The 15,099-nt window shown below is 65.7% G+C and carries 16 protein-coding genes and 1 riboswitch; of the genes, 10 read left to right on the plus strand and 6 right to left on the minus strand.

The features are described 5' to 3' along the window. Positions 1-102: 102 nt before the first annotated feature. Positions 103-642 carry a LytR C-terminal domain-containing protein gene (locus ACW2Q0_RS11450; RefSeq protein ID WP_457189047.1) on the minus strand — a complete coding sequence of 180 codons (540 nt, stop codon included), beginning with the start codon at positions 640-642 and terminating at the stop codon, positions 103-105. A 67-nt stretch (positions 643-709) separates the two neighbouring features. Beyond that, the gene (locus ACW2Q0_RS11455; RefSeq protein ID WP_457189049.1) at positions 710-1,057 is read right to left on the minus strand and encodes a DUF3263 domain-containing protein; all 348 of its coding nucleotides are present in this window, start codon (positions 1,055-1,057) and stop codon (positions 710-712) included. Positions 1,058-1,253: 196 nt separating this feature from the next. Here ACW2Q0_RS11455 and ACW2Q0_RS11460 point away from each other — a divergent pair, with 196 nt between their 5' ends. The 4 genes from ACW2Q0_RS11460 to ACW2Q0_RS11475 all read left to right on the plus strand — a co-directional run bounded on the left by ACW2Q0_RS11460 (position 1,254) and on the right by ACW2Q0_RS11475 (position 5,188). Further along, complete coding sequence (locus tag ACW2Q0_RS11460) at positions 1,254-1,844, plus strand: peptide deformylase (protein WP_457189051.1); 591 nt, start codon at positions 1,254-1,256, stop codon at positions 1,842-1,844. Next, entirely contained in the window at positions 1,837-2,835 is a 999-nt protein-coding gene (locus ACW2Q0_RS11465) for an N-acetylglutamate synthase, CG3035 family (RefSeq protein ID WP_457189054.1), read from the plus strand. Before ACW2Q0_RS11460 ends, ACW2Q0_RS11465 begins: the two co-directional genes overlap by 8 nt. A gap of 69 nt (positions 2,836-2,904) precedes the next feature. Then, positions 2,905-3,720: an exodeoxyribonuclease III gene (locus ACW2Q0_RS11470; protein WP_457189056.1), complete on the plus strand. Its 816-nt coding sequence runs from the start codon at positions 2,905-2,907 to the stop codon at positions 3,718-3,720. Positions 3,721-3,931: 211 nt separating this feature from the next. Next, a complete protein-coding gene (locus ACW2Q0_RS11475) occupies positions 3,932-5,188 on the plus strand; it encodes a homogentisate 1,2-dioxygenase domain-containing protein (RefSeq protein WP_457189058.1) in 1,257 nt (418 codons plus the stop codon). 230 nt (positions 5,189-5,418) lie between these two features. Here the strand turns inward: ACW2Q0_RS11475 and thiC are convergent, their stop codons facing one another. Then, complete coding sequence (gene thiC, locus ACW2Q0_RS11480; protein ID WP_457189060.1) at positions 5,419-7,044, minus strand: phosphomethylpyrimidine synthase ThiC; 1,626 nt, start codon at positions 7,042-7,044, stop codon at positions 5,419-5,421. Continuing rightward, positions 7,036-7,162, minus strand: a riboswitch (TPP riboswitch). Its footprint overlaps the gene before it by 9 nt. Positions 7,163-7,269: 107 nt before the next feature. Here thiC and ACW2Q0_RS11485 point away from each other — a divergent pair. Continuing rightward, entirely contained in the window at positions 7,270-7,464 is a 195-nt protein-coding gene (locus tag ACW2Q0_RS11485) for a hypothetical protein (protein WP_457189061.1), read from the plus strand. Here ACW2Q0_RS11485 and ACW2Q0_RS11490 read toward each other — a convergent pair. Next, positions 7,457-7,939: a VOC family protein gene (locus tag ACW2Q0_RS11490; protein ID WP_457189063.1), complete on the minus strand. Its 483-nt coding sequence runs from the start codon at positions 7,937-7,939 to the stop codon at positions 7,457-7,459. The genes ACW2Q0_RS11485 and ACW2Q0_RS11490 overlap by 8 nt on opposite strands. Before the next feature lie 258 nt (positions 7,940-8,197). On the opposite strand from ACW2Q0_RS11490, the gene ACW2Q0_RS11495 reads away from it, so the two are divergent. Further along, positions 8,198-8,674, plus strand: a complete 477-nt coding sequence (locus tag ACW2Q0_RS11495) for a DUF1772 domain-containing protein (RefSeq protein WP_457189065.1) — start codon at positions 8,198-8,200, stop codon at positions 8,672-8,674. Positions 8,675-8,799: 125 nt separating this feature from the next. On the opposite strand, the gene ACW2Q0_RS11500 is transcribed toward ACW2Q0_RS11495, so the two are convergent. Continuing rightward, the gene (locus ACW2Q0_RS11500; RefSeq protein WP_457189067.1) at positions 8,800-9,357 is read right to left on the minus strand and encodes a TetR family transcriptional regulator; all 558 of its coding nucleotides are present in this window, start codon (positions 9,355-9,357) and stop codon (positions 8,800-8,802) included. A 39-nt stretch (positions 9,358-9,396) separates the two neighbouring features. Between ACW2Q0_RS11500 and ACW2Q0_RS11505 the strand changes: the two genes are divergently transcribed. From ACW2Q0_RS11505 to thiD, 3 genes are all read left to right on the plus strand, one after another. Continuing rightward, positions 9,397-10,641, plus strand: a complete 1,245-nt coding sequence (locus ACW2Q0_RS11505; protein WP_457189069.1) for a KasA/KasB family beta-ketoacyl-ACP synthase — start codon at positions 9,397-9,399, stop codon at positions 10,639-10,641. Positions 10,642-11,378: 737 nt separating this feature from the next. After that, on the plus strand, positions 11,379-12,941 hold the full coding sequence (locus ACW2Q0_RS11510) for an SH3 domain-containing protein (protein WP_457189071.1): 1,563 nt from the start codon (positions 11,379-11,381) through the stop codon (positions 12,939-12,941). Between the two features lie 112 nt (positions 12,942-13,053). Beyond that, complete coding sequence (thiD, locus tag ACW2Q0_RS11515) at positions 13,054-13,896, plus strand: bifunctional hydroxymethylpyrimidine kinase/phosphomethylpyrimidine kinase (RefSeq protein WP_457189073.1); 843 nt, start codon at positions 13,054-13,056, stop codon at positions 13,894-13,896. Between the two features lie 135 nt (positions 13,897-14,031). Here the strand turns inward: thiD and ACW2Q0_RS11520 are convergent, their stop codons facing one another. After that, positions 14,032-14,181, minus strand: coding sequence for a hypothetical protein (locus tag ACW2Q0_RS11520; RefSeq protein WP_457189075.1), 150 nt, complete (start codon positions 14,179-14,181; stop codon positions 14,032-14,034). A 272-nt stretch (positions 14,182-14,453) separates the two neighbouring features. Here ACW2Q0_RS11520 and ACW2Q0_RS11525 point away from each other — a divergent pair, with 272 nt between their 5' ends. After that, positions 14,454-15,092, plus strand: a complete 639-nt coding sequence (locus ACW2Q0_RS11525; RefSeq protein ID WP_457189077.1) for a class I SAM-dependent methyltransferase — start codon at positions 14,454-14,456, stop codon at positions 15,090-15,092. The last annotated feature ends 7 nt before the right edge of the window (positions 15,093-15,099 follow it).

Below are 15,099 nucleotides of genomic sequence, written 5' to 3' on the forward strand. Positions count from 1 at the left end.
TTACGAGTAAAGCTGGGTGGACACGTTCGTTACCGGACAAGATGATGCCACGCCCGCCGCGTCGCACCCGTGACCGGGCCGTGTCGCGAGGCCCCGCACTGGTCAGCTACCGGTGACAACCACCGTCACACCTGGACCCGACCCACCGGAGCGCGGCTGCGCGGTCGCGCCCAGTTCATCGGCTATGGCCAGTGCGGCTTCTTTCTCGCCGGGGTTGTTGCCGTAGAACACAGTCGTATTCGAGAGATTCGGGCCGGGATAGTTGCCGACCTCGGCAACCGTCCAGCCGTTGGCGGTGAGCGCGCTCGCAGTGCGCGCGGCCAGCCCGGCGACCGTACTGTTATTCAGAACATGTACCGGCACACCGCGATTCGGCGTTGCGCCACCCGTCGTCGTGCTCGACGGCTTCGCGGTAGCCGATGCCGCACTCGTGGTCTGCACCGGCGAGTTGGTCGTCGCGACCGCCGTTGTGGCGGCGGCCCGACTCGTTGCGCTCGAGGACTCACCCGATCCCGAGGTATCGGAATCCGAACTCGATAACGACATCGCGCCGAGCCCGGCGAAAACGATGGCCAGCGCGATCAACACCATCGCCAGCGCGCGCAACGGCGGCCCGCCGGAGGTGGGATTCGGGTAGCTCACGTTGGAAACCCTAGCCGCAAACCGAGCCCTTTGGTCGTTGCGCGGGCTCCGCTATCACGGCGGCGCGTCATACCTGGAAGCCGAACCTCCGCGCGGCTCGCGCCTTCTGCCTACTCGCCCGCAGTCGACGCAACCGCTTCACCAGCATGGGATCGGCGGCCAGTGCCTCCGGCCGATCCACCACCGCGTTGAGCACCTGGTAGTACCTGGTCGGCGACATGCCGAACAGTTCACGAATGGCCTCTTCTTTCGCCCCGGCGTATTTCCACCATTGCCGTTCGAAGGCCAGGATGTCGTGTTCGCGACGGCTGAGACCGTCACCGTCACCATCGACCTGCTCGGCTGCCGTGACATCTCCGCTCGCGGAAGGGCCGTCTTGGATCGCGGAAATATTCCGAGCCGCTGCGCCGTCCATCTTGCTCCCTCGCCGAGTAATCACCAGACGAAAATGACGCTTGTACGTCGCGGATCATTGAACCATGGGCTGCGGGATTGCCCCCGCACCGTCGCGGCGTGTTCGCTACCGGTCGGTGGCGAGTCGCAACCACCCACGATCGGTGGCGCATCGCGGCGGCTGCGACCCGTGCGAGCCCATCGGCAATAATTGCCCTATGGCAATCCTCCCCATCGTGATCGTCGGTGACCCGGTTCTGCACAATCCGACCGAGCAGGTCACCCAGACGCCGGAGGAACTGGCCGAGCTGATCGCGGATATGTACGAGACGCTCGATGCCGCCAACGGCGTCGGACTGGCCGCGAACCAGGTCGGCGTGCCGCTGCGGCTGTTCGTCTACGACTGCCCGGATATCGACGACAAGGGTACGGCCGTGCGACGCAAAGGCGCGGTGATCAATCCGGTGCTGGAAACCTCGGAGATTCCGGAGACCATGCCGGATCCAGATGACGATGACGAGGGTTGTCTTTCGGTACCGGGTGAGCAATTCCCCACCGGCCGCGCCGAATGGGCCCGCGTCACCGGAACCGATGAGCACGGCGCGCCGGTCGATATCGAGGGCAAAGGTTTCTTCGCCCGCATGCTCCAGCACGAGGTCGGACATCTCGACGGATTCCTCTACGTGGATGTGCTGGTCGGGCGCAACGCCCGCGCGGCCAAGAAGGCGATCAAGCGAAGCGGTTGGGGCACACCGGGACTCAGCTGGATTCCGGGTACGGTGCCCGATCCGTTCGGACACGATGACTGATCCTGCGGCGCAACCGGGCGATTGGACATTGCCCGATATCCCATTGGGTCGGCGCGTGGTCCTGCGGTACCGGTTGCCTGCGGGTTATCCACAACCACTCACAGATGTGATCGGCGAACTGGTTTCGCTGGATCCGCCCACCGTGCGCGCCGCGGACGGGCAGGTCGTCGCGGTCGCGCCAGATCGGGTGGTCGCGATGAAAGCGCTGGGGCCGAGGCCGATTCGCACCGGGGAGATCCGGGCGCTGGAGGCCGCGGCGGCATTCGGCTGGCCCGGTATCGAACAGGGTTGGATCGACGGCTGGCTGCTGCGGGCCGGAAACGGCTACACCAGCCGCGCCAATTCCGCTGTGCCGCTTGGTAGCTCGGACGGTCCGGCGGCATTGGGCGCGGATACGCTGCAGCGGATCGGCGCGTGGTACACCGCGCACGGCCTGCCGGTGCAGCTGGCGCTGCCGGATCGGCTGGCGGCGCTGCCGCCGGGGTGGCGGAGTCGGCGCGAAACCCGGTTGCTGGCGATCGATATCGAGAATTTCGTACTGCCGCAGGGGCCGCGGATGGTGCGCATCGTGCCCGCACCCGATGAGGCATGGTTGTCGATGCACCGCTACAGCGGCGAAGATCCCGCGACACAGCCGGTTTCGACGCCACCGGTGGTGGAGGTGCTGACAGCCGTTCACGACGGCGAACTGGGCTTCGCCTCGCTCGGATTGCCGCAGCCCATCGCGATCGGTCGCGGCGCACTCACCACCGCACCGGACGGCCGCCGCTGGATCGGGCTGACCTGCGTCGCGGTGGCGGCCGAACACCGCAGGCACGGACTGGGCTCGCTGATCTGCGCGGAGCTGATCCGCTGGGGTGCGGATCGCGGCGCCACCCATGCATATCTCCAGGTCGAGGCCGAAAACGCCGGGGCCATCGCGATGTATCACGAGTTGGGCTTCCTCGACCACCACACCTACCGGTATGCCACGCCGGACGGCTCCGGCTGAACCGACTGTGCTGCGGACAACAGCCTGAAGTACCACAGACCTACAGCCCTAGTGTGAAGGAAGCCATCCGTGCGTCTCGCGACCTGGAACGTCAACTCGATCCGCTCCCGCCTCGACCGGGTCGCGGACTTCCTCGACCGCCAGGACATCGACGTGCTCGCGATGCAGGAAACCAAATGTCGCGATGATCAGTTCCCGTTCGAGCGCTTCGACGAACTCGGCTATGAGGTCGCCCACATCGGATTGAACCAGTGGAACGGTGTTGCCATTGCCTCCCGCATCGGACTGGAAGAGGTGGAAGCCGCCTTTCCGAATCAGCCCGGCTTCGACAAGGATGCGGCCGAATCGCTGATCAGCACCCCGATCGTGGAATCGCGCGCACTCGGTGCGACCTGCGGCGGAGTCCGGGTGTGGAGCCTGTACGTCCCCAATGGCCGCACGCTGCACGACCCGCACTACGCCTACAAACTGGAATGGCTTGCCGCCCTGCGCGCCAACGGCGCCCAGTGGCTCGCCGCGGATCCGCAGGCGCAGATCGCCCTGGTCGGCGACTGGAATATCGCCCCCACCGACGACGATGTCTGGTCCGTCGAATTTTTCGCCGACAAAACCCACACCTCCCAACCCGAACGCGACGCCTTCAACGCCATCGTCGAAACCGGCTTCGCCGACGTAATGCGCCCCTACGCTCCCGGCCCTGGCGTCTACACCTACTGGGACTACACCCAACTGCGCTTCCCCCGAAAGGAAGGCATGCGCATCGATTTCATCCTCGCCTCCCCCGCCCTCGCGGCACGTACCAAAGACGCGACGGTCGACCGCGAGGAACGAAAAGGCAAGAGCCCCAGCGACCACGCCCCCGTAATCGCCGAGTTCGCCGACTAGGTAGTGGCGTCGTCGGTTCTCCTGGTTTTCATTCAGGGCGCGGCGGCGGTGTACCGCGCAATGCGTCACGCCTGACAATTGTTCAGCAATTCATGCCATCACTAGGCGAAATGCCGAAGTAGACAGCAGTAGACCGGCAAGATGTTCACCCTACCGGCACCTGCGGAACTACGATGGAAAGCAAACCAGCGGTCCAGCCGGAGGTGCGGTCATGGCGTTCTATCGGCAGGTGGGAGCGGTGCCGCCGAAGCGGCACACCCAGCATCGAGACGACCGGGGACAGCTCTATTACGAAGAGCTGATGGGCGAGGAGGGCTTCGCCGGCGATTCCTCGCTGCTGTATCACCGCGGCCTGCCGCCCGCCATCGTCGATTCGACGGTATGGGAGCTGCCGGACCAGACCCTCACTCCGAATCATCCACTGCGCCATCGGCATCTGCGGCTGCACACACTCTTTCCGGGTGACACGCCGGCCGGGGCCGATCCCGTTACCGGCCGTCGGCTGCTGCTCGGCAATGCGGATGTGCGGATCTCCTATGTGGTGGCCAAAGGCGCGTCACCGCTATACCGCAATGCGATCGGCGACGAGCTGGTGTACGTGGAATCCGGTGCGGCCGAGGTCGAAACAGTCTTCGGCACCATCCCGGCCCGGCAGGGCGACCAGGTGCTGATCCCGCGCGCGACCACGCACCGCTGGCTGCCGAGCGGCCCGCAACCGCTGCGCGCCTATGTCATCGAAGCATCCAGCCACATCGCCGCGCCGAAGCGCTATCTCTCGAAATTCGGTCAGCTGCTGGAACATTCGCCGTACTGCGAGCGCGATCTGCACGGGCCGGGAGAGCCGTTGATCGCCACCGGAACCGATATCGAGGTGCTGGTGAAGCATCGACCGGGGGGTCGGGTGCTCGGCACGCGGATGATCTACGCGACGCATCCGTTCGATGTGGTCGGCTGGGACGGCTGTCTGTATCCGCTCACCTTCAACATCGCCGATTTCGAACCGCTCACGGGCCGGGTGCACCAACCGCCGCCCGCTCATCAGGCATTCGAGGGGATCAACTTCGTGGTGTGCAATTTCGTACCGCGCAAGGTCGACTACCACCCGCTATCGATTCCGGTGCCGTACTACCACTCCAATGTCGACAGCGACGAGATCATGTTCTACTGCGGCGGAAATTATGAAGCGCGTCGGGGTTCCGGTATCGGACAGGGTTCGGTGTCGGTACATCCCGGCGGTTATGCGCACGGACCGCAGCCGGGCGCGTATGAGCGCAGTATCGGCATCGATTACTTCGACGAACTCGCGGTCATGGTCGATACCTTCCGACCGCTCGAACTCGGCGAAGGCGCGCTGGCCTGCGAGGATCCGGGATATGCGTGGACCTGGTCCGGCCGCGGACCACAGTCCGACGGGCATCGGCAGCCGGACCGGCGCCCGCACGCGAACCAGCGCCGAGGGCCCGCGTGAAGACCCGAGGTTCCCGACAACACTCTGTTCGGTCCGGACAATCTCCCCTATGGCCGAATTGTCTCGGCGGCCTCGGTTTCCCGATCGGCCCGCGCCGACGCTGATCAGGCAACTGCTCGGCATGAAATTTTTCCGAATCCGCTCCTGAGCGGCGGATTCTTCGTGTACCTTGCTGCTAGAAGCCCCGGACCACCCCTTGGTCCGGGGCTATCGCCATTTCTGCGGGCTAGCTACGACACGACCGGCAAATACACCTGCGCACCGTGGTCGGCGAACTCCGCGGACTTCTCCGCCATCCCGGCTTCGATCGCCTCGGTCTCCGAAAGCCCTTGGCGCGCCGCGTATTCCCGCACGTCGGCGGAGATGCGCATGGAGCAGAACTTCGGACCGCACATGGAGCAGAAGTGAGCGGTTTTGGCGGGCTCGGCGGGCAGGGTTTCGTCGTGGTACTCGCGGGCGGTGTCCGGATCGAGGGAGAGGGCGAACTGATCGCGCCAGCGGAATTCGAACCGCGCCTTGGACAGTTCGTTATCGCGGTCCTGAGCGTGCGGATGCCCCTTGGCGAGGTCGGCGGCGTGCGCGGCGATCTTATAGGTGATCACACCGACCTTGACGTCGTCACGGTTCGGCAGACCCAGATGCTCCTTGGGGGTGACGTAGCAGAGCATGGCGGTGCCCGCCTGGGCGATGATAGCCGCACCGATGGCCGAGGTGATGTGGTCGTAAGCAGGGGCGATATCGGTGGCGAGCGGGCCGAGGGTGTAGAACGGCGCCTGCTCGCACAGCTCCTCTTCCAGCCGCACGTTCTCGACGATCTTGTGCATCGGCACGTGGCCCGGGCCCTCGATCATGACCTGCACGCCATGCGATTTCGCGATCTTGGTCAGCTCACCGAGGGTGCGCAGCTCGGCGAACTGGGCCTCGTCATTGGCGTCGGCGATGGAGCCGGGACGCAGGCCGTCGCCGAGGGAGAAGGTCACATCGTATTTCGCGAGGATCTCGCAGAGTTCGGCGAAGTTGGTGTACAGGAACGACTCCTGATGATGCGCCAGACACCATGCGGCCATGATGGATCCGCCGCGCGAGACGATGCCGGTGACCCGCTTGGCGGTCAGCGGCACGTAGCGCAGCAGCACACCGGCGTGCACCGTCATATAGTCCACGCCCTGCTCGCACTGCTCGATTACGGTGTCACGGTAGATCTCCCAGGTGAGCGCGGTGGGATCGCCGTTCACCTTCTCCAGTGCCTGATAGATCGGCACGGTACCGACCGGGACGGGCGAATTGCGCAGGATCCATTCGCGCGTCTCGTGAATGTTCTTACCGGTGGACAGATCCATGATGGTGTCCGCGCCCCAGCGGGTGGCCCACACCATCTTCTCCACCTCCTCCGCGATCGAGGAGGACACGGCCGAATTGCCGATATTGGCATTGATCTTGACCAGGAACTTCTTGCCGATAATGGTCGGCTCCAGCTCCGGATGCTTGTGGTTGGCCGGGATGACCGCGCGACCCGCGGCGACCTCGTCACGCACCAGCTCCGGCGAAACGCCCTCGCGGGCGGCGATGAAGCGCATCTCGGGAGTGATGATGCCCTGCCGTGCCCAGACCAGCTGGGTCCGCGGACCGTCGACGTCGGGCTTCGCCCAGCCGTCGCGCAACTTCGGTAGACCGGCCTCCAGATCGATGGTCGCGCTGTCATCGGTGTACGGACCAGAGGTGTCGTAGACGTCGAAGTGCTCACCGTTGGTCAGATTGATCCGACGCACCGGAATGCGCAGGTCATCGACGTCTTGGTAATGCTTGACGCTGCCTTCGATCGGACCGGTGGTCACCGAGTCGACAGGTGTGCCCATGAATATCCTCCCTACGCCGGCATTACCCGGTCAGGTTCATACGGTCGACGGCCCTGAGCGCCCGAATCGGGCTAGCCGTCCTCTCAGCCCGCTGGTGCGAGCCCCCGTTGGTGTGTGAATTTTTCCGCCCGACGATACCTTTCCACATCCATGCCCCGCCCGCCGATCGGCGGAACGTACCGCGAAGCGCCCGACGCCCGACCACACGCCGGTACATTCCTCAGGGTGAAATTCACCCTGGAGGTAGATCTGGATGTCCTGCCCGACGGCATGCCGGTGCCGGCCGATCTCGCCGACGAGCTCGGCCGCATCCTGCGCTATTGGGGCGGCAATATGAAGCACTACCAGATCACCGAGGGTGACGGCTCCGCCATCTACAACTCCGGCTACCGCGAGGTCGGCTCCTGGCAGATCAGCTGATCTTGCCTTCGTAGGCGTCCCGCATGCCCTGCAGGTCGATCTTCTGCATGCCGAGCATCGCCTGCGTGGCGCGATTCGCGGCAGCGCGATCGGTACCGGTCAGCAGGGCCTCGGCCTCGACCGGCCAGATCTGCCAGGGAATGCCGTATTTATCGTTGAGCCAACCGCATTCGATCGGCTGACCGCCGTCGGCGAGCAGCGCCGTCCAGAGTCGGTCGACCTCTTCCTGACTGTCGCAATTGACCAGCAGCGACATGGCGTGGGTGTAGTGGTAGTCACCGCCGCCGTTGATGGCGGTGAACTTCTGGCCGTTGAGTTCGAAATCGACGAGCATGGTGAGCCCGGCTTCGCGTGGCCCCGCCTCGGAGTAGGGCACGACATTGGTGATCTTCGAATCCTCGAACAGCGAACAGTAGAACTCCGCGGCCTCCTCGGCCTGGGTGTCGTACCAGAGGTTCGTGACGATCTTCTGCATGGTGGTCCTCCCGATCGGTGTGCCTGTAGTAGTGCCGACGGTGCTGGCGGACGGAATTCATCGCCCATCAGTAGGACTGGAGCTCGATCAGCGTACCTGCCGGATCGCGCAGATGGGCTGAGCGCAGGTTCGGGCCCGATGCATGGGGTGGTCGTCGGTGCCACGTCGTAGGGGACGGTCACACCGAGACCCGTTGACTAAGCTTTCTAGCGTTGCTAGATTCTCTAACAACGCTACTGTCAACGAACGAGGAAGCTCATGACCACCACCCTCATCCAGGTCGTCGCCGTCGTCTCAGTCCTCGCGAACGCCGTCGTCTACGGCACCGATGCCTGCTTCGCGCTGATCACACGGTCGGTGTACGACAAGCTGGACGACCGGACCGTGACCATCTCGGCGGGCTGGGGTCACTACTACGGTGATCGCCGGATGCCGATCGTCGGCATCGGCGGTGTGGTAACCGCCATTGCGGCAACGGCTCTCGCGGCCCTCGGCGGTCACGCGGCCGCGGCGATCGCGGCGGGTATCGCCGCACTGGCGCTGGTGACCTGGCTCGGCATCTATGTTCGGGTCGCGAAGCCGGTGAACACCCAGCAGACCGCCGCCGCGCAGTCCGGCGTCATTCCGGCGAATGCCCGTGCACTGCAGGACAAGTGGAACAGCGTCATCAACGGCCGGGTGGCTTTGCAGTTCATCGCCGTCGCCGCCCTGTGCGCCACCATCGCGCTTGCCTGACGCACCTCATCGAGGACTCTGTGTCGGCGCACTCCACATGTGCGGCCGACACAGGGTCGTTCGTTGCGCCTGGGGGTTCATCGACACGGGTCTACCACAACAGCGGCTACCTCGAAATATCGCGCCTAACGGATGGTTTGGTCGATCAACTTACGCGCAGCCCGATCGGTGCGCTCCACATCACCGGTGATCAGCCGATCCTGAATAATGCCGCGCAGCCCCGAAACCAACAGCGTGGCAACAGCTTCCGGGTCATCAATGGATTCGATTCGACGCAGCGCATCGGTCAGCGTCCCGATGAAGATCGCGATCGCGGTATTCGCGTATTCGCCGTAGGGACTGCCCGGCACGCACGCGGCCCCCAGCACCTGTAGCAGCACCCGCACACTCGTCGTGGCCTCCCCCGCGATATTCACCGCACAGAATTCGCCGAGCCGGGCCCGCAGCGACGCCGCATCGGAGACCCCGGCGAATACCGCGGCAATATCCGGACGCTGCGTGGTCAGCGCCTGTACCAGCAGTTCTTCCTTGGTGTTGAAGTAGTGGATCAGCATGCGCGAACTGGTACCGAGTTCCGCGGCGAGCGGGCGCAGCGACAAATCGCCGAGACCGTGGGCGGCGATGTATTCGACGACACCGGCCAGCAGGTCGGCGCGTTTCGCGTGGTCGAGTGGGCGAGCCATGGATTGACTGTAGCGATTGGTACAGGTATCTATAACACCGTGACTGTAACAATCGCTTCAGAAACACGCCCGGCCGTCGTGGTCACCGCGGTCGCCGCGACCACATCGATCGCCGATGACATCGACGCGACCTGGTCCGGACTGCTTGCCGGGCGCAGTGGTATCGGCCTGCTCGCCGACGATTTTGTGGCCGAATACGACCTGCCGGTCCGCATCGGCGGCAAGTTGAAGTCCCGGCCGGGCGACCAGCTCACCCGCGTCGAACAGCGCCGTCACTCCTATGTCGAGCAAATGGCCCTGGTGCTCGGTCACCAGGTCTGGCGCAATGCGGGCGCACCCGAGGTCGAGGGTGAGCGGCTCGCGGTCGTCATCGGCACCGGACTCGGCGGCGGCGACGCCCTCATCACTGCGGTCGATTCGATGCGCGACGGCGGCTACCGGAAGGTTTCGCCGATGTCGGTGCCGATGGTCATGCCGAACGGTCCGGCCGCGACGGTTGGACTCGAAATCGGCGCCAAGGCAGGGGTTTTCGCGCCGGTCTCGGCCTGTTCCTCTGGTTCGGAGGCGATCGCGCACGCCTGGCGGCTGATCTCCACCGGCGAGGCGGATGTCGTGGTGGCCGGTGGCGTCGAGGGGCATATCGATGCGGTACCGATCGCGAGTTTCGCCATGATGCGGGCGATGAGTACTCGCAATGACGAACCGGAGCGGGCATCGCGGCCGTTCGATCGCGACCGCGACGGGTTCGTCTTCGGCGAGGCGGGAGCACTGCTGGTGCTGGAGTCCGAACGGCACGCGCGGGCGCGCGGCGCTCGGATTCACGGTCGCGTGCTCGGCGCGGGAATCACCTCCGACGCCTATCACATCGTCGCCTCGGAGCCGGAGGGCATCGGTGCCGCACGCGCCATGCGCAAGGCGATATCTACTTCCGGACTGCAGGTTTCGGATATTCAGCACGTCAATGCGCACGCCACTTCGACATCGATCGGAGATGCGTCGGAGGCCAATGCCATCACCGCGGTTACTCCGGAGGCATCGGTCTACGCCCCCAAATCCGCACTGGGCCATTCGATCGGCGCGGTCGGCGCGCTCGAATCCATCCTCACCATGCTGACGCTGCGCGACCAAATCGTCCCGCCCACTTTGAATCTCGACAATCGCGACCTGGAGATCGACCTCGATGTCGTGGCCGGTGCACCCCGCGAGCAGCACATCGATTTCGCTCTCAATAATTCCTTCGGTTTCGGCGGCCACAATGTCGCCCTCGCGTTCGGACGGGTATAGCGCTGGCAGCCGATCGCCGCGAAGTAGCGTCGTAGCAGAATCGTTAACTGGACGAACACCCCAGCGGGTCGGGACAACGCCGTGACCGGCGCCTTCTACATTCCAGATCCGGCGAATCCGAATCGGTTCGTCTCGACCGAACTGACTCGTGGACAGCCGGCCGACCAATGGGTTTGCCTGGACGCTGCCACTTACCCGCAACCGCATGGCATCGGCCTTGCGGTTGCGGGTACGCGCTCTTCGATGAAAAGGGCCCGCTCGGCCGCAGCACCCAAACGCTGTTCCTGGGGCGGCGCTAGTTCGGCTTCGACCTGCCCGGTCGAGAATCGCGGCCCAGCCCGGACACCTCGTGCGCGCCGGATCGGGTTACGCGGCAGACCGGATCAAAGCTGCGAGCGCGGTCCGAACTTCGCGGGTCGAGACCCCCGGGTCGACCTGTTGCTGAGCAATCGCCGCATGTGAAACCATACATGTGATTCGGTCGACCCGAGAACTCCGATGACTGGACACCCCGAAGCACACCGCGCACCGCGGACACCGGGCCCGGCGGTCGATACCACTCGCGCAATGGTTCGCGGTCCGGGTCCTGCTGGATTTTGTGCCCTGCTCGCCCTGTTCATGGTCGCGCCACCGCTGCTCCGGCGCGACCGGGCGTTGCGGCTACCGACGAATGTGCGCGACTGCCCGCACCTGGGCTTGCCCCGCCGCCGCATCCTGCGCATCCAGGACGGCGCGGTATGGATGCCCACCGAGCCGCTTTCGAGCAGCGGCCCGAGCGCGGGAAGGAGTCGACGATGTTGATGTGCTTCCGACTGGACCCGGACCAGCTCGCCGCGGCCTTGTCCATCGCTGGGCTGGAGCCCGGACCGCGGTCCACGCTGCCGTTGATCACCCCGCCGCCCGACCCAGCGGCCGCGCTGCGGGACACCGGACTGCTCGAAGCCGACGACCGACTCACCAGACCGGCGACGGGAGCACTGCGGATCGCCGCCGATCCAGCCCACACCACCGCCATCACCGCCAACCACGCCGGGCAGGACAAGTGGACCGCGGCGCTGGTGCTGCGCGGGGACGAAGACGACACCTTCGTCATGCAGGCCGGGACCGGCGACGACGGTTTCGATTTCACCGTTGTGCCAACCCTGACCCAGGCCGCCATGCTGGTCGACCATCTGCTCGATCTCACCTCCTACGGCCCCGGATTCGCATCGCTCCCGATCGACCTCGATCTCATCGCATTCGCCGCACTGCTCGCCGCCGCGGACGCGGCACAAGAGGCCCGCCTGGCCGGGGTCCTGCATCGAAACCTCGCGCCCGGACCGCTCGAGCTGCGTGCGCTCGAGCTGGAGGAGCAACTCGCCAAGGGGCTGGCCGCCGGCGACACCCGTTGGGCTTTGTCCGCCGCCCAGGGCGCCACCCCGGTATCACTCGCGGCGGCGGCCGGCCGGATGACGGAGGGACTGGCGCGGCTGGCGTCGCTGGGCCTTGTGCGACTGGAGGCGCTCGGTAGCTACCGATTCACCGATGCCGGGACCGCGGTGGCGCGGTCGTTCGGTCAGCTGCTGACGACCGGGAGCATTGCCGTAATGGCCGGTGCGGCAACGAAACAGGACGCACTCGCCTATTTCACGGTGTTCCGTTCGACATTCTCGACCCGGTTCGCATGCTGGCGCGAGCTGGCGGCACGCAACCCACGTACCGAATTATTCGAGACCACAACCGAAGTCGCGCTCCGTCTGGTGCGCGATGTGCTGGATCCGGCTGTGGTCGAGCCGTTCACCGGTGACATACCGGCATTGGACGAAGCGGCCGCACCCACGCAAGTCGTGCCGCGGGTCGAGCGCGGCGGCGCACCGACATTTCAGCCGACCCACCAGGTGCCCGCGAACGGGATGCCCGCCTGGGCCACGCCCGATTCGACCTGGCCGCCCGTCGCCCGCATCGACGCACGCGTCGAACTCCAGATCCTCGAGCGCTGCGGCGACTGGGCGCATATCGTCTGCAACAACGGCTGGACCGCATGGGTCGACGGCCGCGCCATCGAACCCCTCGCCGCCCTCTGGTACCCGACCCATCTGGCTCCCGAGGGCGGATTGGACGCATGGGCCGCGCCCGATCCGAACCTCGGCCCCATCACCAGCATCGATCCCGGCGTAGAACTCCAGATCCTCGGCCGCGCCGGGGACTGGGCGCATATCGCCTGCAACAACGGCTGGACGGCATGGGTCGACGGCCGCGCGATCCAGCCCCTCGCACGGCGCGGCCCACCCTGGATACCCACCGGCAACACGCGCGCCTGATGCCTCGGTCACGAGATCCCGGCGTCAGGGAACGTGTCGAAATCTGCTGGACGGCCCAGCCATTGCTGTCCGGACCCGCTCGGACACGTCGACGCTGAGTATGGTCTGGGTTGTGAAATTCCTGCCGCTTGTGCCCGACGGGCAGACCCCGGTTCGTGTCCTCACTATCGCCGGGACCGACTCCGGCGGCGGTGCCGGAATTCAGGCCGACTCGCGGACCATGGCGCTGTGCGGGGTGCATGCGTGTGTGGCGGTAACCGCGGTGACGGTGCAGAACACGGTCGGGGTGAGCGGGTTCCATGAGATTCCGCCGCAGGTCGTGGCCGATCAGGTGCGCGCGGTGGTCGGGGATATCGGGGTCGGGGCGGCCAAGACCGGGATGTTGGCCTCGACCGCGATCATCGAGTCGGTCGCGGCGGTGTGTCAGGAGGTGGGGATCGGTGGGGATCGGACGCCGCTGGTGGTCGATCCGGTAGCGGCATCCATGCACGGTGATCCGCTACTGCACGAGGAGGCGCTGGATGCGGTGCGGCACACGCTGATTCCGCTGGCCACGGTGGTGACACCGAATCTCGACGAGGTGCGGCTGATCACCGGTATCGAGGTCATCGATGATGCCTCGGCGCGGCAGGCGGCGCAGGCGCTGCACAAGCTGGGGGCGCGGTGGGCGATCGTCAAGGGCGGGCACCTGCGCTCCTGCGAGGTCAGCACCGATCTGCTTTTCGACGGCGATCGCTTCCTCGAGTTCACCGCGCCGCGGATCAGCACCGGCAATGACCACGGCGGGGGTGACACCTTGGCCGCAGCCATCGCGTGCGCGCTCGCCAATGGTTACTCGGTGCCCGATGCGGTCGAGTTCGCCAAGGATTGGACGTATCGCTGTCTGACCGCTTCGTATGACCTCGGCGCAGGTCACGGGCCTGTTTCACCGCTCTGGCGGCTCTCGCATACCTGATCGCCGCAGCGTTGGGAGCGCGCCGGTCGAGGATCCGAAGCCCGAGCGGCGGCAGTTGCGGCTACCGGGCTCGGCAGGCGATTCGGCCCGACTCGGCGAGCGACTCGATCGGCCCGGCGAGCGACTCGGCCCTGCTCAGCGGTCGGGCTCGGCGGGACGGTCCGGGCGCCGAAACTTGTCGGTGGGCGGGTACATACTCGAGGCATCGCAGACACCGTCGGCCTCGACGATGCGGTTGACGAGAACAATGTGGTTCGAAGTGGCTGCGGCCAGCCGACCGCTCATGGCGCGCCCGTGGTCGGCACCACCGGTGGGACAAGGTAAGGCGATCAATCGCCGGAGAACGCGGGGTGCAATGGTAGGTCCGCATCCGTTCAACCGAGCAGTGGCATCGGCCACTGCGGGGATGATCTCGCCCAGGTAGGCGACGGACTTCTCGATCGACATGCGGGTTGTTGCCGAACCGGCAAGAAAGTTGGCGTTGTCGCGGACCCCGCGTACATCATGCGAACAGGTTCGATGGACCGAGACACCCGATTTCGATGGGAGAGCGACGCATGACCGAGGGCACCGCAACCGGCAATACCCAGGAGTTCTGGGAAGAGTTCTATCAGGATCGAGATCAGATCTGGACCGGGAATCCCAATCCACTGCTGGTGCGTGAGGCCGCGCAGCTCGAATCGGGGAGCGCATTGGACCTCGGGTGCGGTGAGGGTGCGGATGCTGTTTGGCTCGCTCAGCGGGGCTGGCGGGTCACCGCGGTCGATGTGTCCGTGACCGCGCTGCGGCGGGCCGCGGCGCATGCCGACGAGGCGGGTGTCGGGGAGCGCATCACATTCGCGGAACACGATCTGGCGCAATCATTTCCGGAAGGGTCCTTCGACTTGGTCTCGGCGCAGTTCTTTCATTCGCCGGTGGCGCAGGAGCACGAGCGGACGAAGGTGCTGCGGCGGGCCGCGGAGGCGGTGCGGGTCGGCGGAGTTCTGTTGATCGCGGGGCATGCGGGGTGGCCATCAGGTGTCGAACATCGCCACGATGTGCACTTTCCGACCATGGATGAGGTACTCGACGACCTGGCACTCGGGGTGGACTGGGACGTCGAGACCAAGGAGTCGGTCGAGCGGGAAGTCACGTGGCCGCAGGGACAGGTGGGGCTGCGTACCGATACCGTTTTGCGGATTCGCCGGGTGCGGTAGGCACGGT

It is taken from the genome of Nocardia citri, assembly GCF_054065835.1.

Bases quoted from the DNA above. Each gene is read 5' to 3' on its own strand.
- ACW2Q0_RS11455 (WP_457189049.1), bottom strand. From the start codon at position 1,057: ATGGACGGCGCAGCGGCTCGGAATATTTCCGCGATCCAAGACGGCCCT.
- ACW2Q0_RS11460 (WP_457189051.1), top strand. From the start codon at position 1,254: ATGGCAATCCTCCCCATCGTGATCGTCGGTGACCCGGTTCTGCACAAT.
- ACW2Q0_RS11465 (WP_457189054.1), top strand. From the start codon at position 1,837: ATGACTGATCCTGCGGCGCAACCGGGCGATTGGACATTGCCCGATATC.
- ACW2Q0_RS11475 (WP_457189058.1), top strand. From the start codon at position 3,932: ATGGCGTTCTATCGGCAGGTGGGAGCGGTGCCGCCGAAGCGGCACACC.
- thiC (WP_457189060.1), bottom strand. From the start codon at position 7,044: ATGGGCACACCTGTCGACTCGGTGACCACCGGTCCGATCGAAGGCAGC.
- ACW2Q0_RS11490 (WP_457189063.1), bottom strand. From the start codon at position 7,939: ATGCAGAAGATCGTCACGAACCTCTGGTACGACACCCAGGCCGAGGAG.
- ACW2Q0_RS11495 (WP_457189065.1), top strand. From the start codon at position 8,198: ATGACCACCACCCTCATCCAGGTCGTCGCCGTCGTCTCAGTCCTCGCG.
- ACW2Q0_RS11500 (WP_457189067.1), bottom strand. From the start codon at position 9,357: ATGGCTCGCCCACTCGACCACGCGAAACGCGCCGACCTGCTGGCCGGT.
- ACW2Q0_RS11510 (WP_457189071.1), top strand. From the start codon at position 11,379: ATGGATGCCCACCGAGCCGCTTTCGAGCAGCGGCCCGAGCGCGGGAAG.
- ACW2Q0_RS11520 (WP_457189075.1), bottom strand. From the start codon at position 14,181: ATGAGCGGTCGGCTGGCCGCAGCCACTTCGAACCACATTGTTCTCGTC.
- ACW2Q0_RS11525 (WP_457189077.1), top strand. From the start codon at position 14,454: ATGACCGAGGGCACCGCAACCGGCAATACCCAGGAGTTCTGGGAAGAG.